Raw genomic sequence first — 20,530 nt, 5'->3', positions numbered from 1 at the left:
AATGAGTGATAGCTCCAAACACAATTCTCCATCGCGCCGTCAGTTTCTGACTGGTGCGGCCGCTGCCGGGGCAGGGGCTGTGGCGGCGGGTGCTGCCAAGGCAGCTGGTCCTGATCCCTTGATCACAGAAGTTCAGGATTGGGCTTCGTCTTTCGGTGATGGCGTTGATGTAACGCCATATGGCCTGCCAATCCAGTTCGAACAGGACGTGGTACGGCGCAACGTGGAGTGGCTGACCGCCGATACGATTTCGTCGATCAACTTTACACCAATCCATGCATTGGACGGCACCATTACACCGCAGGGGTGTGCATTTGAGCGCCATCACTCGGGCGCAATCGAGATGCGCAAGGAAGACTACCGCCTGATGATCAATGGCTTGGTAGATCAGGAATTAGTGTTCACTTACGAGGATCTGGAACGGTTCCCACGGGAAAACCATGTCTACTTCTGTGAATGTGCTGCCAACACCGGCATGGAGTGGGCAGGGGCTCAGTTGAACGGGGCGCAGTTCACGCACGGTATGATCCACAACATGGAATATACCGGCGTATCGCTGCGAACTTTGCTAGAAGAGGTTGGCGTCAAACCTGAAGGCAAGTGGATCTATGTCGAAGGGGCGGATGCTTCGTCGAATGGCCGTTCCATTCCGATGGAGAAGGCACTGGACGATGTTCTGGTCGCGTTTAAGGCCAACGGCGAAGCTCTGCGCAAGGAACACGGATACCCTGTGCGATTGGTTGTACCGGGCTGGGAAGGCAACATGTGGATCAAGTGGCTCCGTCGTATCGAGGTCAAGGATGCCCCGGTGGAAAGTCGCGAAGAAACCAGCAAATACACAGACAATCTGGCCAATGGCATCGCGCGCAAATGGACCTGGGTTATGGATGCCAAGTCCATTATCACCTCGCCCAGCCCGCAAGCGCCGATCAAACACGGCACGGGTCCGCTGGTTATCACTGGCCTAGCCTGGTCTGGGAATGGGGCTATCACTGGCGTTGATGTTTCAGTTGACGGTGGCAAAAACTGGATCGAGGCACGTCTGGCTGCCCCGGGACAGGACAAGGCGATGACCCGGTTCTATCTGGACCACAATTGGGATGGTACGGAAATGTTCCTACAGGCGCGCGCCAAGGATGCTACCGGATATGTACAGCCAACCAAAACCCAGCTGCGCGACGTGCGCGGTCTGAACTCTATCTACCATAACAATTGCATCCAGACCTGGTGGGTCAAGGAAAGCGGAGAGGCCGAAAATGTCGAAGTATCATAAGCTTACCGTTATCGCCTCACTGATGACATTACTTGCAGCCCCAGCTTATTCCGAGACCTATGGTTTGGGTCGCCCGGCGTTGCCAGAAGAAGTTGCCGCTTGGGATTTGGATGTTAGCCCTGATGGCACTGGCCTGCCAGCTGGATCGGGATCTGTTCTGGATGGAGAAGATATCTTTGCCGAACAATGTGCCGTTTGCCATGGTGACTTTGCCGAAGGTGTTGGGAACTGGCCAAAGCTTGCCGGCGGGGCAGGGACGCTGGACCACGAGGACCCGCTGAAAACCGTTGGGTCTTACTGGCCGTACCTGTCGACCACATGGGACTACGTGAACCGGTCAATGCCGTTTGGCAATGCGCAGTCGCTTGAGCCGGACGAGGTCTATGCCATTGTTGCCTACATCCTGTATTCCAACGATCTGGTAGATGAGGATTTTGTATTGAACAAGGATAACTTCCTTGAGGTCGAAATGCCAAACGCTGGCGGCTTTATCTTGGATGACCGGGCCGAAGCCGAGTATGTAAATTTCAACGATGCTTGCATGACCAATTGTAAAGACAGCGTAGAAATCACCATGCGCGCACTGGTACTGGATGTAACGCCCGAAGAAACGGCTGCCAAATCCGGTACAGCAGCCGAAGACCAAGTGACTGAAGCCGATGCTGAACAGCCTGTGCAAGAGCCTGTGGTCGAAACTGTCGCTTTAGACCCAGAACTGGTGGCCAAGGGCGCCAAGGCGTTCAAAAAGTGCAAAGCCTGTCATCAGGTTGGCGAAGGGGCCAAAAATCGAACGGGTCCGATTTTGAACGGAATCATTGGCGCAACTGCTGGACAGGTCGACGGCTTCAAGTATTCCAAACCAATGATGGCTGCAGCCGAAAGTGGGCTGGTCTGGAATGAACAAGAGCTGGCAGCATTTTTGGCCAAACCCAAGAAATATATGAAGGGCACCAAGATGTCGTTCTCGGGGCTGAAAAAGGAAAAAGATATCGCAGCAATTCTTGCGTATCTGCAATCCGTTTCTCAGTGAGAAGCTAAGAGAATGAATAAGAAAACGAAAAGCCCCGAACCGCGTTCGGGGCTTTTCCATTCAAAGTCGAAAATTCACAATTGAGACCTGAACCCAAGCGAAAGGCTGGTTTTTTTACAGCCAACTGGTTGGTTGTTTCCGAGCTTTTTTAAACCGGTAGTTTGAATTCGTTTGCTTCGGCACGGCTCAGCTGCTCGCCCTGTTTGCGCTGCAATAGCACGTCGCGAGCGACAGCATATTCATCACCTTGCCAGAATATCAAACAGCCATTGCAGCCTTTGCCACAACAGCCTTGTGTGCCCACGCGGTTGGTTTTGAACCGCTTCTCGTTGGTGTCGGCCTCGATGGCCTCAACCAATGCATTGCGACGACGTTTATAGGCGGTCTCACCTGTGCTGTCGCGCACTTCCATAGCCTGCGCAGTCTTGTCCAGTTGCAGACGTTTCCACTGTTCATCGCTTAGCGCGCGTTCCTTGCGGATTACCGTGAAGGCAGGAAAGTTGCTGCGCAGATCGTTCTGGTCTTCTTGCTCGAACAGCGAGAAAGGGAGGCGGATCACGGATTTGGTCGACCCATGCACCACGTCTTTACGTTGGCCGCTGGCAGCGATTTCATAATCATAAGCCCGCAGCAGAATAGTATTGCGGGCTATGGGCGAGACCATCTCCAGTACATCACCGGGCTCCAACTTGTTCTTGACCTCAACCAAGAACGCATCTTCGGTTACTTCGCTCACAACACCTGCATACTCCCAAGTGGCAATTGCTGCGGTGTGTTCATATCCGTGGGACAGATTGGTCAGCCGGCCCTTGTGGAAGGCTAGTGTGTAGCCTCGGTTGCCGACGGTTTCCAATTCACCCATGTAGTCGGACGCATCCCAGTTTTCTGGATCGGCATAATAGTCATCAATCGCCATACGATAGGCGCGGGCTACAACTGCTGCATAGTACTCCGACTTGCCGCGACCTTCGACCTTTAGGCTATCCACACCGATGCGCAGATAATCGTCGAGTTTTGGCATCAGGCACAGGTCCTTGGAGTTCAGGATATAGCTGCCGCGCTCATCTTCCTGAATGGGCAGAAACTCTCCGGGTCGCACGCCTTCTTCCAGTAGGAATTCGAACATGTCGTGATTGCTGTCATCAACGATCAGCTCCTGCACGGTGCCGTCTTTCAGACGCATGTGGAACTTGTAGTTCCAGCGACAAGAATTGGCGCAGTTACCCTGATTGGCACCACGTTCCGCCATAAAGTTCGATAGCAGACATCGGCCAGAATAGGTCATGCACATGGCGCCGTGAACAAAGGCCTCGAGTTTGATATCAGGGCATTTTTCGCGGATTTCTTCCAGTTCAGGGAAAGACACCTCGCGCGCCAGAACCGCCAAATCGGCGCCTTGCTTCTGCCAGAACTGTACGGATAACCATGAACAGATATTAGCCTGGGTCGAGACATGCAGTGGGATTTCTGGCGCGCGTTCGCGGACATACTGAAAAACGCCTGGATCCGCGATGATTAACCCGTCTGGTTTCACCTGTCTCACGGTATCAATGTACTCATCCAGCTTGGGGATGTCTTTGTTGTGCGAGTACAGGTTCAAAGTCAGATAGGCGCGGCGCCCATGCTGATGGCAGAAATTGACACCTTCGATGACGTCTTCCAGAGAAAACTCGGATTTGGTCCGCAAGGACATATCAGGCGTGCCCAAATAAACGGCATCAGCCCCGTAGAGGATCGCAATTTTCAACTTACGCAGATTACCCGCAGGCATTAGCAGTTCGGAGCGGTGTTGGGACATGTGACCAGCCGGAGTAGGGATGAAAACCGCGTTTTAGGGTAGTTGCTGCAGCTTGTGAACCCAAATTTCCCGAACAGGACCGTTCCGCAAACGCGCCCAGAGCCTAACCTGAAAAAGTATGTTAGTCCTACTTTTTGTCGCGTGCGGCTTTCTCTTCTTTGGTTAGCTTGTTGTTCCAAGCGTTGTTGCTAATGCTCAACTCGCTTGGAAGAGGTTTGGTTTTACCAACGCTGACTTTGCCGCCTTTATTTAGAAATTCCTGAATAAGGGCATCGTCGGTAGTTTTTTTGGGTACATGTTTCATATGGCTGACCGTATCGCCTATCCAGAAACTAGGCAACATGAGCCGTGGGGTTTGGGACTATTGGATAATATTTGAACCTGAGAGCCTAAAGCGCGTCCGCCTGCAGCGCCATTTTTACTGCAGCAAAACTGTGTCTAAGCTCTTGGGACGGTTTCCAGCACGCGTTAAACCCTATAGAAACAGCTGCCCCATCCCGGTTGATCAAACGACGCGCGCAGGAAACATTGGCCACTTTTGATGCCGGCAGCAATGCTATGCCAATCCCTAACTGCGCCCATTTTTCCAGAATAGAATAGCCAAGCGCCTTACCTTCGTATTCAACCAATGGGATTTGATTGACATGAAATAAGGTGCGAATGGCGACGGATAGGCCACAGTCTTCTCCAACGAGTAGAATTTGTTTGCCTGACAGGGTCTCAAGTGTAGCCGGTTCGTCGGTCCGTTCACTTTGGGTGGCAGAGACATATAGCAGGGGCTCGCTGTAGATGGGTTTGGAAACCAGGCTGTCTTCGTCCCAAGGTTCAGGGCCAAGACCAAAGTCAATCTGACCGGTGTTTAGGGCAGGTTGGATGTCAGCCTTGTTCATTTCCGACAGGATAATGTTCAGGCCTCCATCTAAGTTTTCGATACGGGACAACATAGCTGCAACAAAGTCATCGCTGATCAGTGGTGAAATGCCGACCCTGACATTACGATCATCGCGCGTCAGATACTCGGATGCCCCTACCATCAGCTGAGATTTGGCATCAATAATGTGCCGAATGTCATTGATTAGTATTTGCCCAAAGTCAGTTAATGCGACTGACCGGGTTGTCCGATCAAACAGCTTGCCACCCAGTTCTTCTTCCAACTGCGCGATAGCGTTTGAAAGGGCGGGCTGCGTGACGCAACAAAGATCTGCTGCACTGGTGAACGAATGCGTCTCAGCGACGGCCACCACAAATCTAAGTTGTTGGAAATTCATGTTTCATCCCATCGTTCATCACGTAGTCACGTTAACGGTTTGACCGCGCCAGAATTAGTTCTTTCTGTGAATGATATCATTCACAGAAGCAATTTCTCTCTACGATGGCCGTCTGGCAGCCTGATTGGACTGAAACAGAATTTAAGGAATACGTCTATGACCCCACTTCTGAAGTCGATCGTGTTGAGTACGTCTCTCATGGCAACCTCAGCGTTTGCCGACCCGGGTTCGTTTTTGGAAATCACTTTGTCGATCGCACCGGAAAACCGGGCAGCGGCAGCGGCTATCTATGCGGAATACAAAGAGCCCTTCTTAAGCAGCATTGATGGGGCTGAAACAAAAACGCTGCTGGTACGGGATACTGATGTGCAAGTATTGCATGGGTTTGCAACAAACGAAGCAGCAGAGAAGTATCTCTCCAGTGACTTGTTTACCCAAGATGTTTTTGTCGCGCTGAAACCCTACGTCTTGGCTGACCCCGATATTCGTATTTATCAGGCCCATTGATCTAATTCAGATCAAGTCATAGCCAAGCGAAGTTTGAAGCAAATTTCAGAGTTCGTACAACTTCATTTACGACTACAAAAATTAGATCCAGCCCTTTCTGAAGAAGTGAGGGCTGGCCCCAAATTTGCGTTTGAACAAGCGAGAAAAATGTGTGGCGCTGTTGAAGCCAGAGGCTAGTGCAATCTCGGTTACGGACATCGATGTTTCGTTCATCAGACCGTAAGCATGGCTTAGGCGCATATCGGAATAGACCTGCATTGGGCTTTGGTCCAAATAGCGAGAAAACAGCCGCTCCAGTTGCCGTCGTGAAATATCCAGTTGATCGCAAAGTTCTATGATCGACAACGGGTCCTCGATGGCCTCCTGCATCAGCTGTAATGCAGTGAGTAACCTTTGGTTTCGACTGCCTATAGCCACAGCATAGTTAGATTTCTGCGGCGCCATCTGCCCCCCGGACCGCACATGCAGGCACATATCGGCAACGATGATGGCCAGTTTCTTGCCGTGGCGTTCCTGTATCAGATTGAGCATCATATCGGTAGCGGCATTGCCCCCCCCACAGGTCACTAGGCTGCTGGAGATTTCGTAGATATTGGGCGAGGGGTGAAGGTCGGGGAACATCTCCGAGAAACCGGGTTGGTTCTCCCAGTGTAGGGTGAATTCCTGCCCCCTCAGCAAACCAGCCTGGGCCAGAGCAAAAGCGCCAGTACATATACCGCCAAGACGGCGACCAAACCGGTGTTCCCGTCGCAACCAGTTTATTGTTGGCTCACCCGCCGCGTGTTGCGGCTCAACACCCGAGCATACAAACACCTCAGCGTCTTGTTGTAATTGTTCCAACGCCAGATCTGGTGTGACTGTCATTCCGTTTGAACAGGTGACTGGCGTGCCGTCTTCGCTCATGGTGTACCATCGGTACAGTTCTGTGTTGGTGACCTGGTTTGCAATGCGCAGTGGCTCTATCGCCGCCGCCACAGGTAACATCGTTGCCTTGGGAAGCAGCAGGAAGTAAAAGTCCTTTGGCGCACCACTAAAGGGGATCGCTAGTTTGGCGGCTGCGCCTTTTTGGACAAAGCTGTCAGTCTGCATGATGAGATCCTGTGGCGTCGGGCACTGTAATCAGTGGCTACAAGGCGTATCTAACAGCGTGGTAAACTGAACTTACGCAGACCAACCACCAGTTTGCGACGGCGAATTTGGGGAATGCGACGGAAATATTTCAACATCGGCGGTGAAATGCATTTTTTTTGCTCCCTCTTGCAGCCCTTTGGCCGCGATACTAAGAATCAAGTAACACTCTGTCGGGTATGGTCCCGATTACATTCAAAGCAGGCAGGCCCAAATGTTCGATCCAAAAGAAACCTACATGAACACCCTCGTCCCCATGGTTGTGGAGCAGACCAGCCGCGGTGAACGGGCATATGATATTTTCTCACGCCTGTTAAAAGAGCGGATCATTTTCCTGAATGGTCCGGTGCATGACGGCATGAGCTCACTTATCGTGGCGCAGCTGTTGCACCTTGAAGCGGAAAATCCATCCAAAGAAATTTCGATGTACATCAACAGCCCGGGTGGCGTGGTGACATCTGGCCTATCGATCTATGACACCATGCAATACATCAAACCCAAAGTTTCGACATTGGTGATTGGTCAGGCGGCATCAATGGGGTCGCTGTTGCTGACCGCAGGTGAAAAGGGCATGCGCTTTTCGCTGCCCAACTCGCGTGTCATGGTGCACCAGCCTTCTGGTGGGTTTCAAGGGCAGGCTACTGACATCATGATTCACGCCGAAGAGACGCTGAAACTGAAGCGCCGTCTGAACGAAATTTATGTGGAACATACCGGCCAAGAGCTGGACAAGGTCGAAGCCGCGCTGGAGCGCGATAATTTCATGTCACCTGAAGAAGCCAAAGAATTTGGCCTGATCGATGAAATCGTGGCTAACCGGCCCAAAGGTGATGACGAAGAGAGCTGAAGCTCTCTCTAGCTAACCACTGCGCCCCAGACAGGCTGGGGCGCACTTTACGATTGTAGCGGCTGAGGCACTGGCTTAAGCTGTTTTTGAAGCGGGAGACGCCTGTGGCGGGCAGCTCCTGGCGCGGACTGAAAGGTAGACCATGGCGACGAACTCGAGCGGCGACAGCAAAAATACGCTTTACTGCAGCTTCTGCGGCAAAAGCCAGCATGAGGTGCGCAAGCTGATTGCGGGCCCGACTGTGTTCATATGCGACGAATGTGTCGAATTGTGCATGGACATCATCCGCGAAGAGACCAAGGCCTCGGGGCTGAAAGCTACCGATGGTGTGCCGTCTCCTAAGGATATATGCGGCGTTCTGGATGACTATGTGATTGGTCAGGCAATGGCCAAGAAGGTGCTGTCAGTGGCGGTGCACAATCACTACAAGCGTCTGAACCACGCCCAGAAAGCGGGATCAGAACTTGAATTAGCGAAATCCAATATCTTGCTGATCGGCCCAACTGGTTGCGGTAAAACACTGTTGGCACAGACACTGGCCCGGATTTTGGATGTGCCATTCACAATGGCAGATGCGACCACTCTGACCGAAGCAGGATATGTGGGTGAAGATGTTGAAAACATCATTCTGAAACTTCTTCAGGCCTCTGAGTACAATGTTGAACGTGCCCAGCGTGGTATCGTCTACATTGATGAAGTCGATAAAATCACTCGTAAGTCTGAAAACCCTTCGATTACCCGCGATGTGTCGGGCGAGGGCGTACAGCAGGCTTTGCTGAAGCTGATGGAAGGTACCGTTGCCAGTGTTCCACCACAGGGCGGTCGCAAGCATCCGCAACAGGAATTTCTGCAGGTCGACACCACCAATATCCTGTTCATCTGTGGCGGCGCGTTTGCCGGTCTGGACAAGATCATCGCGGCACGTGGCAAGGGTTCAGCAATGGGCTTCGGTGCTGATGTGCGTGACAATGACGAACGTGGTGTCGGTGAGGTCTTTCAGGATCTGGAACCGGAAGACCTGCTAAAGTTTGGACTGATTCCAGAATTTGTTGGCCGTTTGCCTGTTCTGGCAACGCTGGAAGATCTGGACGAAGCTGCATTGGTCACCATACTGTCGGAACCCAAGAACGCGTTGGTTAAACAGTATCAGCGACTGTTCGAGCTTGAAGAGACCGAACTGGACTTTACCGACGATGCATTGAGCGCGATTGCTAAACGCGCCATCGAGCGTAAGACCGGTGCGCGTGGTTTGCGGTCAATCCTCGAAGATATCCTGCTCAACACTATGTTTGAGCTGCCCGGAATGGACAGCGTCACCAAGGTGGTGGTGAACGAAGAAGCGGTGAATTCAAAAGTTGAGCCGCTGATGATCCACGCAGATGCTGAAAAAGAGCCTGCGTCGGCCGGGTAAGCCATAGGGTACCTGACTTATCAAACACGGCGCGGTTTATCCCGCGCCGTTTCCTATTGGGAGAAGAGAAGTTGATCACACGTATTTCCTCGGGCGGTGAATTCGAGAGCAAAGTGGGCTATTGCCGCGCAGTTGTTGCAGGCGGGTTCGTACATGTGGCAGGAACTGTGGGGCAGGGGGAGGGAGCCCTGGAACAGTGCCGCTCAGCGCTTGAGATCATAGGTAAGGCACTGGATGAATCTGGCAGCAGTTTTGCCCAAGTCGTACGTGTAAACTACTACTTGCCTGACCGAACGGAGTTCGCGCCCTGCTGGCCGATTCTCGCGGAAACTTTTGGTGACAATCCGCCCGCCGCTACGATGATCGAATGTGGTCTGATTGATCCCAAATATCGCATTGAGATCGAGGTGACGGCGTTACTACCTTAACTGAAACTGGATCATCCCCTCATTTGCCGACTTGGACGTGGGAAAAAACAGGCGTCCTCTACGTCCTGCGTACTCTGAGAGGGCACAGCATCTGGACCTTGGCCCCAAACTAGGTCATATCAAGACTAACTTTGCGGAGATACCTATGGGAATTCTGAATACTCTTTTGCGCGCCGTTACCTGGTGGAACGGTCAGACACTGAACACTCAGCTTTTTACCGCCCGCAAGGGTATTAAGGTTGGCGATGATGATCAGGGCAACGTGTACTACCATAATGCTGATGACAGCAAACGCTGGGTCATCTTCAATGGTGAGATTGAGGCGACGCGGATAAATGCGGACTGGCACGGTTGGTTGCACCGCACCTTCGACGAATTGCCCTCTGAGAAACCTTTGAAACACAAGGATTGGGAAAAACCGCATCAAGAAAACTTGACCGGTACTGCTCTGGCCTACGCGCCTGTAGGATCGATTCGCCGGGCTGCAGAGCCTGCCTCTCGTCAGGACTATGAGGCATGGGTGCCGGAGTAATCCGCCCCCTGTAGAGGCGAAGTAATATGTCCCATAATACCACCGAAGTTTTGGTCGGCGGCGTTGTACTGGCTGCAGCAATAGGTTTCGCCGTTTTTGCAGGGCAGGCCACGGGATTGTCGCGTGGTGGTGAAGACTACCAACTTAATGCCTCGTTTCGCTCTATTGAAGGGGTCGGCGTCGGTACTGACGTCCGCTTGGCCGGCGTCAAGATCGGTACAGTTACAAACGTTGTCTTGAACCCACAGACATTTCGAGCGGACACTGGTTTCTCGGTGCTTCAGGGTATCGATATTCCTGATGACAGCGCTGTGGTGGTGTCATCCGAAGGTTTGTTGGGCGGCAACTTTGTTGAGATCATGCCTGGTGGTTCACCGTTCAGTTTTGAACCGGGGGATGAAATCGAGGACACTCAGGGCGCTGTCAGCTTAATTACTTTGTTGCTGAAATTTGTGTCCGGCAGCGGGGAAGAATCGTGATCCGATTGACGTTATGGTCCGGTCTGCTGTCGCTGGCACTGGGTTCAGCTGGCTTGGCACAAGACAATGGAGCCGTATCAGGAACTGGTGCGGTGTTGCGCGGTCTGGACAAGGTCAACGGTCGCACAACTGATGCCGAGCTGCCAATTGGTGGCAGCGCTGAACTTTTTGGTCTGTTGGTGACTGTCGCTGATTGTCGTTATCCGGCAGAAAACCCTACAGGGGATGCCTTTGCCTTTCTCACAATACGAGAGCCGGACACTGGTGCGGTCCAGTTTGAAGGTTGGATGATTGCCTCCAGCCCCGCACTTAGCGCGTTGGACCACAGCCGCTACGACATCTGGGTATTGCGCTGCAATAGCTCCTGAGCAGTGGGAAGCTCGGCAGTGGTGAAGCATTTTTGTTCCTGCACAGCCTCAAACAGCCGCCTGCGATAGGCTGCGCGGCTGATTTCTATCCCGCCCAGTGATGCTAGGTGTGTGGTCAGGAACTGAGTATCACACAGCGTAAATCCGGTCTGATTGAGACGATCAACCAAGTAGGCAAGTGCAAGTTTTGACGCATTGGTACGACGCGAAAACATGCTCTCTCCAAAAAATGCCGCCCCCACAGTGACGCCGTAGATACCGCCACTCAGCACACCATCCTGCCAAATCTCGAGCGAATGTGCGTGCCCCATTTCGTGCAACTCAATGTAGCGCTTGTGGATTTCATCGTTGATCCAGGTTTCTTCACGATCGGCGCAGGCTGTAACAACGGCCTGGAAGTCGCGGTTCACAGTCACTTGATAGGCTGTTCGTCGGATGTGCCGTCTAAGGGAGCGGGACATGTGAAAACCGTCCAGCGGAAGAATGCCACGGCGTTTGGGGTCCACCCAAAAAATTTCTGGATTGTCGCTGGTTTCGGCCATGGGGAATACACCCACAGAATAGGCGTGCAATAACAAATCTGCAGACAGCGTCATCATACCAGAACAAAGAGGTGGGTAGGGTGCGTGCTGGCACGCACCGCCACCAAGGTTTTAGCTGGCCAGATTATCGTCAAGCCAACGTTCCAGCCAGTGAATGTTGTAATTGCCAGACTGGACGTCCGCTTCGGCCAGTAAAGCATGAAACAGAGGAACCGTGGTATCGACTCCATCAACAATCAATTCGCCCAGGGCCCGGCTCAGGCGGGCAATGGCCTCATTTCGGTCGCGGCCGTGCACGATTAGCTTGCCGATCAGGCTGTCGTAATAGGGCGGGATCGAGTAGCCGTCATACAGCGCCGAATCCATCCGAACACCCAATCCGCCTGGGGCGTGGTATTGGGTGATTCTACCGGGGCAAGGGGCGAAGTTCGGAAGCTTCTCAGCGTTGATCCGTACCTCAATGGCGTGGCCATTGATTGTAAGATCGTCCTGAGCAAACGACATCGGCAAACCTTCGGCGACGCGAATTTGTTCACGTACCAGATCCACACCAAAAATGGCCTCGGTGACCGGGTGTTCCACCTGCAGGCGGGTGTTCATCTCGATAAAGTAGAACTCACCGTTTTCGTACAGGAACTCAATGGTGCCGGCGCCAATATAGTTGATATTGGCAACCGCATCGGCGCATATCTTACCGATCTTGGCGCGTTCCTCGGGGCTAATGCTGGGGCCGGGGGCCTCCTCAAACACCTTTTGGTGACGGCGTTGCAACGAGCAGTCGCGCTCGCCCAGATGCACAGCCTTGCCCTTACCGTCTCCGAACACCTGAATTTCGATGTGGCGCGGTGTGGTCAAATATTTCTCGATGTAGACTTCATCGTTGCCAAAGTTGGACTTGCCCTCAGCACGCGCGGTGCGAAAAGCCATTTCCATATCAGCCGCAGTATTGGCAACTTTCATGCCCTTGCCGCCGCCGCCAGCTGTCGCTTTGATGATAACGGGATAGCCGATATCAGCGCCAATTTTTTGCGCTGTTTCCAGATCTGGAACGCCACCATCTGAGCCGGGGACACAGGGTACGCCCAGTTCTTTCATGGTGTCCTTGGCTGTGATTTTATCGCCCATGGTGCGAATGTGCTGTGCAGTGGGGCCGATGAATGCCAGGCCGTGATCCTCGACGATCTGCACGAAATTGGCGTTTTCAGACAGAAAGCCATAGCCAGGATGGATTGCCTGCGCGCCAGTGATCTCACAGGCTGATATGATGGCCGGGATCGACAGGTAGCTGTTGATACTGGACGGCGGGCCAATGCAAACTGATTCATCAGCCATGCGCACATGCATGGCGTCGGCATCTGCAGTCGAGTGTACTGCAACCGATTTGATGCCCATTTCACGCGCCGCGCGGATCACGCGAAGGGCGATCTCACCGCGATTGGCAATCAGGATCTTGTCAAACATGTCTGATCCTTACTCGATGATGACCAGAGGCGTTCCGAATTCCACAGCAGCACCATCTTCGACCAGAATGCGTTTTACCGTTCCAGCCTTGGGGGCAGGGATGTGGTTCATGGTCTTCATGGCTTCGATGATCAGCAAGGTATCGCCTTCGCTGACTTTCGCGCCGACTGAGATAAAGGCTGGAGCACCCGGTTCTGCTTGAGTGTATACTGTACCGACCATGGGTGACGGAACCGCGCCAGGGTGGCTGGCGGGATCATCCGCTGGCGCCGCAGCAGGAGCCGCAGCCGCAGCGACTGGCGGCGCAGCTGGTGCGGCGGCAGGGACCGCTACCTGAACAGGAGGAGCAGGCATTGCGGCAACTTGACGAGAGACACGCACATTCAGGCTGTCGTCATCGCCATAGTCACGTTTGACCTGCAACTCGGTCAGGTCGTTGTCGCGCAGCATTTCGGCCAATGCCTTGATAAAGGCGACGTCTGCTTCGTGAGTTTTGTTTTTCATATTGTCCTCAGCCGGTTCTCAGAGACCTGCTGACAATGCAGGTCGAAATTTAACGCGCTTATAGGGCATGGTCGCCCGCAAGGAAAGCACCCTAACAGAGCGCTAACATGGGCTTTCAGCATCAGATTTGCAATCGGTCCTGATCTAAAGAGGCATACCTGTTAGTTTTGCCACCAATTCTGGAAGTTTTCGGGCTGCGAATTTCTTAAGCAGATTGGCCCGGTGGGTTTCAACTGTGCGGTAGGACAGGTCCAGCTCCACGCCGATTTCTTTTGCAGATAGACCGCGGCAAGTAAGAATCGCGACGTCACGTTCTCTGGGCGTTAGAGAAACCATCGGCCTATCGTCGGAAATGTCAGCAAATGACCATATTCCAGCGCGGAAAGGCTGATCTGGGGTCAGCGACCGACCGCGGACCCGACACCAGAACAATTCGCCAGTACATCTCCGCATAATGCGCTCATCATCGTACCGTCCGGCTTGAGCGTCCTCTTGCTGCAGCAGGTCACCGATCCGGTCAAAGTCCGCGCGGCTTGGGTACAAAGCGGAAATCTCCATGCCGATAAATCCTGCGGGTGTGTCCCCAAAGGTTTCGGCAAACTGCAGGTTGCAGCGTCGGATGAAGCGGTGCTCCAGTTGGGCTAGCCCGACGGGCGCAAGGTCAAAGGCTATATCAGTCATGGGGCATATGTGGACTGAATTTCCTCTTATGGAAAGGGTACACGCTGTGGCTGCGGGACGGGTTCTGGAAAACCTGACTTTATGTGCTGATGATTGCGGTGCTATGTGGTGTTTTTGTTTTGTTAGTTTTGGGTATTTGGATATGTCGGGCAATTTTGAGCAGTTGACGCATTTGGTTTACGAGGCGTCGTTGGATAATTCTCTATGGCCTGAATTGATACTTGAGCTGACAGAAGAAGTTCAGCGTGCGCGCGACAGTCGCTTTTTGGAACATAACGACAGTAAGGGGCTAGAGAACCTTTCACAGCACTTCCGACGAGCTTTTAGTATTTCCAAACGCATGGTCGATTTGCAAGAACGCGAGACCTATTTGTCGTCGGTCCTGAACAGTTTTGCCTTTGGAGTAGCGCTGTTCGGGGAAACAGGGCAGCTCTTGATGGCCAACCGGTCAATGCAGGAAACACTGCGGTTGGGGGCGATTTTGCCCAACGGTGAACTCCCGGGGCTCTTGAACGACAAAGGCGAACAATCGCTGGCCTCGCTGGTTGGGGCCTGCATACAGAACGAAGTATCGCATGAGTTCCAATTGCCTGGAAGCTGCCAAGAACCAATGATGGTTTTGCCACGCCAGGAAGCGGAAAGAATAGGATTTCCGTCAATTGCCTCAGCAGTTCTGATTTCTGCAGGACGAGGCAAAAATGATGCGCTGCGCAGCTTCTCTCACACTCATCATTTTTCTAGGCGGGAGGCTGAACTGTTAGGCGAGCTTAGTCAGAAGGGGGACCTGCGAAGTGCGGCCGTCGAGATGGGATTGTCCTATGAAAGTGCGCGTACGTATTTGAAGCGGATCTATGATAAAACGGGGTTTCATAATCAGGCCAGTCTGATCGCTGGGCTAGCAGCGACACCAATGTCTGCCCTGCGACGCAGTGAATTGTTTAAGGGGGAACGTCAGAACGTGCGGCGGATGATCACTCTTAGAGATGGCCGCAACCTTGAATACTTCTGCCTTGGCCCTGAAACCGGGGACCCTGTGTTGGTCTTCGATGCGCTGTCGGGGGTTGCAATCGATGTGGTCGGGTATCCGGATCTTTGTTCGCGCTATCTGGAAAGGCACAACATTCGTCTTATAACCCCCTGTCGCTCCGGCGCATTTCGGTCAGAGGCCAGAGATATGGACAGCCTGCGGGATTTCACATCAGATGTAGAACAGCTGATGGAACAACTGGACCTAGACAATGTAGGTATTCTGGCCCTGTCCTTCGGTTCAGGCAGCGCATTGGCCGTGGCGCATGGGTTAGGACCGCGTGTTAGAAAAATCGTGCTGTCTTCTGCTGCCTATCCTGTTTACCGCCACCCAAATTGGCGTGAGTTGGATCAGTTTTATCATATGTCCAGTATTTTAGGACGCCATTGGCCCGCGATGCTTCGGCAGGTGATCCCATTTCTGGTGCGATCAATTTTGCAGAACCGGGACAACTATTTTGACCGGTATTGTAAGCGTACACGCAGCGCTGACGATGTGGAAATTCTGTCGCATCCGGTGATTCGGCGCCGAACAGCAGAAATGCTGGCACAGCGCACCGCCATGGGCATGGAAGGCATGGTGGAAGAGAACCTGTTGAATGCTCAGGGCTGGGACTTCCCTGTGCAGGATATCACAGTTCCGGTTGAAATTTTTCAGGGTGATCTGGATAATGTAGCACCCGTGCAAGGGGCCGAGCTCTTGGCTCAGCACTTACCGGATGCACATCTGACTGCGATGGCTGACAAAGGGCACTATCACCACATTACGAACTGGCCTTGGCTGCTGGCGCGTGCGGCTGGACGCGATGTGGAGCCTGGCAGTGAAAGGTATAGTATTCCAGACCTTTGAGTGTTTTGTCCCCAAATGGGAATAGGTCGAAATAGCGAGGTTTTCTAGATACCGGACGTGGTTAACGAGTAACTTCTTTTTAAGGCCTGTCCAAAATGATTGTTGAAAACATCTATGACGTATTTGCGTCTCTGCCTGCACAGGTTTCCACTGGTTGTGGGGTAGTTGGGTTTCTCCTGTACCTGACCAACTACACGCTGGTGACCTTTCGCGTCATCGACAGCCAGGGGATAGCGTTCTTTCTGATCAATATATGTGGTGCATGCCTCATATTGATCAGCTTGGTGCAGAACTTCAATCTCGGCTCAATGTTGATCCAGGTTTTCTGGATTTGCCTGGGGATAATAGCAATTGCTATTCGCCTAAGGGCACGGGCGGCATGGCGTACCAGCAATGCGCAAATGGCGGACCGAACAGTAACAAACCGTTCTTTGGCTGAAACCAGTCATCATATTTGATCCAGCTCTCTCCCGGTTTGGATTAGATAGAACGGGAGCAATCGGACTGAATATTCTGGTCAGTTTACGACGATTTACCAACCTTCATGCGAACAAAAATAAGGCCGACCCTGGTAAGGTCGGCCTTATACACTTGTTACCGTAAAAACGGAATTTCATAGTGCCTTAGATCGCCAGATATTCGGCGCGCAGTTCTTCATTTTCCAACACCTCAGAGGCCACACCGTCAAACACGATACCTCCGGTGTCGAGGATCACAGCGCGGTCGGCCAGTTCCAGCGCCCGCACCGCGTTTTGCTCAACGATGATTGTCGTGATGCCCTGTTCCTTGATGTGGATGAGCGTCCGTTCGATCTCATCCACGATTACAGGTGCCAGGCCTTCATAAGGCTCGTCTAGCAGCAAAACTTTGATATCGCGGGCAAGTGCGCGGGCAATTGCAAGCATCTGCTGTTCGCCGCCCGATAGGGTGACGCCTTCTTGCTTGCGGCGTTCACCCAAGCGCGGGAACAGTTCGTACAGACGTTCAAGCGACCAGCCGATCGGCGGAGCGATCTGGGCCAGTTGCAGGTTTTCCTCGACTGTCAGACCTGGGATGATGCTGCGATCTTCTGGCACCAGGGCCAACCCGGCCGCCGAGGCCTGATAGCTCTGCATTGAGTGCAGAGGCTGGTGGTCTAGCCAGATTTCACCCTTGTTGATTTGAGGGTCGTCCATCCGGGCAATGGCGCGCAGAGTTGAGGTTTTGCCAGCACCGTTACGGCCAAGCAGGGCGAGGATCTCGCCTTCGTGCACGTTAAAGGAAATGCCCTGCACGATATAGCTTTCACCATAATAAGCATGCATGTCCCAAACCGACAGAAAGGCCGGGGCTGTGGTCGCCTGGTTGGCGTTCTTGGAGAAATTAGGTTTGACGTTCATTTGGTTCTCTCCTTAGCCCGACTCACCCAGGTACGCTTCGCGGACCTTGGGGTTGCCTCGGATGTTTTGTGGCTCATCTTCGACCAGTGGTGTGCCCTGGGCCAGAACGGTGATCCGGTCGGCCAGAGAGAACACAACATGCATGTCGTGTTCGATGATGGCGATGGTAATGTCGCGTTCGTCACTGATCTGTTTCAGCAGGTCGATTGTGTTGTTGGTATCAGCCCGTGCCATACCGGCAGTAGGTTCATCCAACAGCAGCAGACGAGGTTCCTGAGACAAGCACATGCCAATCTCAAGACGCCGCTTGTCACCACGCGACAGAGAGGCCGCGTTCATGTGCCGCTTGTCTGCCATGTTCATGTCTTTCAACATTTCCTCGGCTTTTACGATGATGTCTTTTTGGCTGAGAACAGACCCGATGGCGTTCATTTCAAACGCACCGTCGCGTTTGGCAAAGCAGGGGATCATCATGTTTTCCATCACCGAAAGTTCACCAAAGATCTCGGGTGTTTGGAACACACGGCTGATGCCCATCTGGTTGATCTCATAAGGCGCTCGGCCCAGCACCGATTGCCCGTCGAACATGACTGACCCAGTGTCGGGGATCAGCTTACCCACCAGACAGTTCAGTAGGGTGGATTTGCCTGCACCGTTTGGACCGATGATGGCATGGACCGAGTTTTCCTTGACGCTGAGGTTCACATCCCCCAACGCTTGGAGCCCGCCGAACCGCTTGTTTACGCCTTTGACTTCAAGAATTCCCATCTTGTGTCTCCTTATTCCGCAGGTTCGGTTGTGCTGGTGGGCTTGTTACCGCCCGCCTTTTTACTACGTATCCAAGCTGTAACGCGTTGGCCGCCTTCAACCAAACCACCGGGCAGGAACACCACAACCAGAACAAACAAGATGCCAAGCGTCATATGCCAGCCTTTGCCTACAAAGGGGTAGACCATGGTAACCAGCAGGTCCTCAAGCCCGTCGGGCAGCGCGCCAAACCAACTGTGGAGTACGCTTTCGTTGATCTTGGAGAAGATGTTTTCGAAGTACTTGATAAAGCCTGCGCCCAGAACCGGACCAATCAGGGTGCCGGCCCCGCCAAGGATCGTCATCAGAACCACTTCGCCAGAAGCTGTCCACTGCATACGTTCAGCGCCTGCCAGAGGATCCATCGAGGCCAACAAGCCACCGGCCAGACCAGCATACATACCTGAGATAACAAAGGCAGCCAGCGTGTAGGGGCGGGTGTTCAGCCCGGTGTAGTTCATCCGCTGCTGGTTCGATTTAACAGCTTTCAGCATCAGACCAAAGGGTGAGCGGAAGATTCGGATCGACAGATAGAAGACAGCCAGCAGGATCAGCGCACAGAGGTAGTACCCCGCGTTGAACTGGAAGGCCCATGGGCCAACGACCATTTCAAAAGTCGAACGCATTTCCAAACCAAACAGATTGGTAACCGGGATGGATCCATCTGCAGTCTGCGACACGCCCAGAACCCGAGGATCATCGAGGCTAAGTTGCAGACCAGTCTCACCATTGGTGATCGGGGTTAGCACTGAGTAGGCCAGGTTGAACGACATCTGTGCAAAGGCCAGCGTCAGGATCGAAAAGTAGATACCCGACCGTCGCAGCGAGACGTAGCCAATCAGCAGGGCAAACACACCTGCCATAACCACTGACAACAGGATGGCGGGGATGACGTTCATCGCCAGAAGTTTGAACATCCAAACCGCCGAGTAGGAGCCGACACCCAAAAAGGCTGCGTGGCCAAAGCTGAGATAGCCGGTGAGGCCAAACAGGATGTTGAAACCAATGGCAAAGATGCCAAAAATCACAAACCGCTGCATCAGATCCGGGTAACCGGCGTTGAACTGTGCCAATCCGCTGTCCGTGGGGAAGGGGTTCAGGATAAAGGGTGCTAGCATCGTCAATGCAGCGACGAGCAGCAGCATTGTGGTGTCGTTTTTGTTCATTCCGAGCATGTTTTTAGTCCTCCATCACGCCTTTGCGGCCCATCAGGCCTCGGGGGCGGGTGAGCAGAATGATGATTGCCACCACATAGATGATAATTTGGTCGATACCTGGAATGATTGATTTGATCTCATTCATCGAGGCAAAGCTTTCGAGAATTCCCAGCAGGAATCCTGCAAGTACCGCTCCGGGCAGCGAGCCCATGCCACCAACAACCACCACAACAAAGCTGAGAACAAGGAAGTCCATGCCCATGTGATAGTTCGGCGAGTTGATCGGGGTATACATCACACCAGCAAGACCCGCGACAGCAGCGGCGATGCCAAACATGACGGTGAAGCGTTTGTCGATGTTGATGCCCAGAAGACCCACGGTTTCACGGTCGGCCATACCGGCGCGCACAACCATACCAAAGGTGGTGAATTGCAGGAACGAGAAGATACCACCGATAACCAGAAGCGAGAACAAGAAGTAGACGACACGCCAGACAGGATAGACGATATCCATGCCTACGATGGCGCCGAGATTGACAATTCCGCTGAGTGCCTCAGGGGCAGGAGTCTGGATCGGGTTGGCACCGTAGAAATATTTGATCACTTCCTGCAACACGATGGCGAGGCCAAAGGTCACCAGGATCTGGTCGGCGTGTGGACGCTTGTAGAAGTGCTTGATCAGCCCGCGTTCCATCGCATAGCCAACAAAAACCATGATCGGGATGGCAAACAGGATCGCTAGTGGGACTGCCCAGTCGATGATCGCTCCACCCATCTGAGGGCCAAACCAGGCCTCGACATAGGGGGTTTTGACCTTCAGCGCATTGCCAAGAAAGTCGGTTTGGGTCTCATCAACTGTCTCGAAGCTGAGATTGAGGAGCCGTTGAAGGGTGACGGCGCAGAAGGCACCAATCATGAACAAGGCCCCATGGGCAAAGTTCACCACGCCAAGCGTGCCAAAAATGAGTGTCAGTCCCAGCGCGATCAGCGCATAGGCAGAGCCCTTGTCGAGCCCGTTCAAGATTTGCAATAGGATTGCGTCCATAGCCCCCAC

Annotated in this window: 23 protein-coding genes; 11 read left to right on the top strand and 12 right to left on the bottom strand. The window is 53.1% G+C overall.

From position 1 onward, the window contains the following. The first annotated feature begins 1 nt into the window (after position 1). On the top strand, positions 2–1,273 hold the full coding sequence (soxC, locus tag GO984_RS16690; protein WP_157023755.1) for a sulfite dehydrogenase: 1,272 nt from the start codon (positions 2–4) through the stop codon (positions 1,271–1,273). Next, positions 1,257–2,303, top strand: coding sequence for a c-type cytochrome (locus GO984_RS16685; protein ID WP_157023754.1), 1,047 nt, complete (start codon positions 1,257–1,259; stop codon positions 2,301–2,303). The genes soxC and GO984_RS16685 overlap by 17 nt, the downstream gene beginning before the upstream one ends. A gap of 148 nt (positions 2,304–2,451) precedes the next feature. Here GO984_RS16685 and GO984_RS16680 read toward each other — a convergent pair whose 3' ends face one another. The 3 genes from GO984_RS16680 to GO984_RS16675 form a co-directional block, all read right to left on the bottom strand. Beyond that, positions 2,452–4,101, bottom strand: a complete 1,650-nt coding sequence (locus GO984_RS16680) for a U32 family peptidase (protein WP_157023753.1) — start codon at positions 4,099–4,101, stop codon at positions 2,452–2,454. Between the two features lie 127 nt (positions 4,102–4,228). After that, positions 4,229–4,405, bottom strand: coding sequence for a hypothetical protein (locus tag GO984_RS23385; protein WP_167740382.1), 177 nt, complete (start codon positions 4,403–4,405; stop codon positions 4,229–4,231). 85 nt (positions 4,406–4,490) lie between these two features. Then, positions 4,491–5,369 carry a LysR family transcriptional regulator gene (locus tag GO984_RS16675; protein WP_157023752.1) on the bottom strand — a complete coding sequence of 293 codons (879 nt, stop codon included), beginning with the start codon at positions 5,367–5,369 and terminating at the stop codon, positions 4,491–4,493. A gap of 156 nt (positions 5,370–5,525) precedes the next feature. Here GO984_RS16675 and GO984_RS16670 point away from each other — a divergent pair, with 156 nt between their 5' ends. Beyond that, positions 5,526–5,876 carry a hypothetical protein gene (locus GO984_RS16670; protein ID WP_245226999.1) on the top strand — a complete coding sequence of 117 codons (351 nt, stop codon included), beginning with the start codon at positions 5,526–5,528 and terminating at the stop codon, positions 5,874–5,876. 81 nt (positions 5,877–5,957) lie between these two features. Here GO984_RS16670 and GO984_RS16665 read toward each other — a convergent pair whose 3' ends face one another. Then, entirely contained in the window at positions 5,958–6,965 is a 1,008-nt protein-coding gene (locus GO984_RS16665) for a GlxA family transcriptional regulator (protein WP_157023751.1), read from the bottom strand. Between the two features lie 253 nt (positions 6,966–7,218). Here GO984_RS16665 and GO984_RS16660 point away from each other — a divergent pair, with 253 nt between their 5' ends. From GO984_RS16660 to GO984_RS16635, 6 genes are all read left to right on the top strand, one after another. After that, entirely contained in the window at positions 7,219–7,851 is a 633-nt protein-coding gene (locus tag GO984_RS16660; RefSeq protein WP_138164146.1) for an ATP-dependent Clp protease proteolytic subunit, read from the top strand. A 142-nt stretch (positions 7,852–7,993) separates the two neighbouring features. Continuing rightward, a complete protein-coding gene (gene clpX, locus GO984_RS16655; protein WP_157023750.1) occupies positions 7,994–9,262 on the top strand; it encodes an ATP-dependent Clp protease ATP-binding subunit ClpX in 1,269 nt (422 codons plus the stop codon). Positions 9,263–9,333: 71 nt separating this feature from the next. After that, complete coding sequence (locus GO984_RS16650; RefSeq protein WP_157023749.1) at positions 9,334–9,690, top strand: RidA family protein; 357 nt, start codon at positions 9,334–9,336, stop codon at positions 9,688–9,690. A gap of 145 nt (positions 9,691–9,835) precedes the next feature. After that, a complete protein-coding gene (locus tag GO984_RS16645; protein ID WP_157023748.1) occupies positions 9,836–10,222 on the top strand; it encodes an NADH:ubiquinone oxidoreductase subunit NDUFA12 in 387 nt (128 codons plus the stop codon). Between the two features lie 26 nt (positions 10,223–10,248). Next, positions 10,249–10,701, top strand: coding sequence for an outer membrane lipid asymmetry maintenance protein MlaD (mlaD, locus tag GO984_RS16640; RefSeq protein WP_138164150.1), 453 nt, complete (start codon positions 10,249–10,251; stop codon positions 10,699–10,701). Between the two features lie 5 nt (positions 10,702–10,706). Then, positions 10,707–11,069 carry a DUF2155 domain-containing protein gene (locus GO984_RS16635; protein WP_157023811.1) on the top strand — a complete coding sequence of 121 codons (363 nt, stop codon included), beginning with the start codon at positions 10,707–10,709 and terminating at the stop codon, positions 11,067–11,069. On the opposite strand, the gene aat is transcribed toward GO984_RS16635, so the two are convergent. The 4 genes from aat to GO984_RS16615 all read right to left on the bottom strand — a co-directional run bounded on the left by aat (position 11,033) and on the right by GO984_RS16615 (position 14,257). Continuing rightward, positions 11,033–11,665, bottom strand: a complete 633-nt coding sequence (aat, locus tag GO984_RS16630) for a leucyl/phenylalanyl-tRNA--protein transferase (protein ID WP_157023810.1) — start codon at positions 11,663–11,665, stop codon at positions 11,033–11,035. The genes GO984_RS16635 and aat overlap by 37 nt on opposite strands. Before the next feature lie 57 nt (positions 11,666–11,722). Further along, positions 11,723–13,072 carry an acetyl-CoA carboxylase biotin carboxylase subunit gene (gene accC, locus GO984_RS16625; RefSeq protein WP_157023747.1) on the bottom strand — a complete coding sequence of 450 codons (1,350 nt, stop codon included), beginning with the start codon at positions 13,070–13,072 and terminating at the stop codon, positions 11,723–11,725. Positions 13,073–13,081: 9 nt separating this feature from the next. Continuing rightward, entirely contained in the window at positions 13,082–13,576 is a 495-nt protein-coding gene (gene accB, locus GO984_RS16620) for an acetyl-CoA carboxylase biotin carboxyl carrier protein (protein ID WP_157023746.1), read from the bottom strand. A gap of 144 nt (positions 13,577–13,720) precedes the next feature. Then, on the bottom strand, positions 13,721–14,257 hold the full coding sequence (locus tag GO984_RS16615) for a PAS and helix-turn-helix domain-containing protein (RefSeq protein ID WP_157023745.1): 537 nt from the start codon (positions 14,255–14,257) through the stop codon (positions 13,721–13,723). A 28-nt stretch (positions 14,258–14,285) separates the two neighbouring features. Between GO984_RS16615 and GO984_RS16610 the strand changes: the two genes are divergently transcribed. Next, complete coding sequence (locus GO984_RS16610) at positions 14,286–16,133, top strand: alpha/beta fold hydrolase (protein ID WP_167740381.1); 1,848 nt, start codon at positions 14,286–14,288, stop codon at positions 16,131–16,133. Positions 16,134–16,228: 95 nt separating this feature from the next. After that, positions 16,229–16,591, top strand: coding sequence for a CBU_0592 family membrane protein (locus tag GO984_RS16605; RefSeq protein WP_209120778.1), 363 nt, complete (start codon positions 16,229–16,231; stop codon positions 16,589–16,591). Between the two features lie 165 nt (positions 16,592–16,756). Here GO984_RS16605 and GO984_RS16600 read toward each other — a convergent pair whose 3' ends face one another. From GO984_RS16600 to GO984_RS16585, 4 genes are read right to left on the bottom strand one after another with little or no spacing between them, the layout of a single operon-like run. Then, positions 16,757–17,512: an ABC transporter ATP-binding protein gene (locus tag GO984_RS16600; protein ID WP_157023743.1), complete on the bottom strand. Its 756-nt coding sequence runs from the start codon at positions 17,510–17,512 to the stop codon at positions 16,757–16,759. Between the two features lie 12 nt (positions 17,513–17,524). After that, entirely contained in the window at positions 17,525–18,280 is a 756-nt protein-coding gene (locus GO984_RS16595) for an ABC transporter ATP-binding protein (protein WP_157023742.1), read from the bottom strand. An 11-nt stretch (positions 18,281–18,291) separates the two neighbouring features. After that, positions 18,292–19,494: a branched-chain amino acid ABC transporter permease gene (locus tag GO984_RS16590; RefSeq protein WP_157023741.1), complete on the bottom strand. Its 1,203-nt coding sequence runs from the start codon at positions 19,492–19,494 to the stop codon at positions 18,292–18,294. 4 nt (positions 19,495–19,498) lie between these two features. Continuing rightward, positions 19,499–20,521: a branched-chain amino acid ABC transporter permease gene (locus GO984_RS16585; protein ID WP_157023740.1), complete on the bottom strand. Its 1,023-nt coding sequence runs from the start codon at positions 20,519–20,521 to the stop codon at positions 19,499–19,501. Between the last annotated feature and the right edge of the window lie 9 nt (positions 20,522–20,530).

The sequence above is a fragment of the Parasedimentitalea huanghaiensis genome, from assembly GCF_009753675.1.
Taxonomy (GTDB): Bacteria; Pseudomonadota; Alphaproteobacteria; order Rhodobacterales; family Rhodobacteraceae; genus Parasedimentitalea; species Parasedimentitalea huanghaiensis.
Note: the sequence above shows the minus strand (reverse complement) of the source record. Positions and strands in the feature narration are given on the sequence as shown.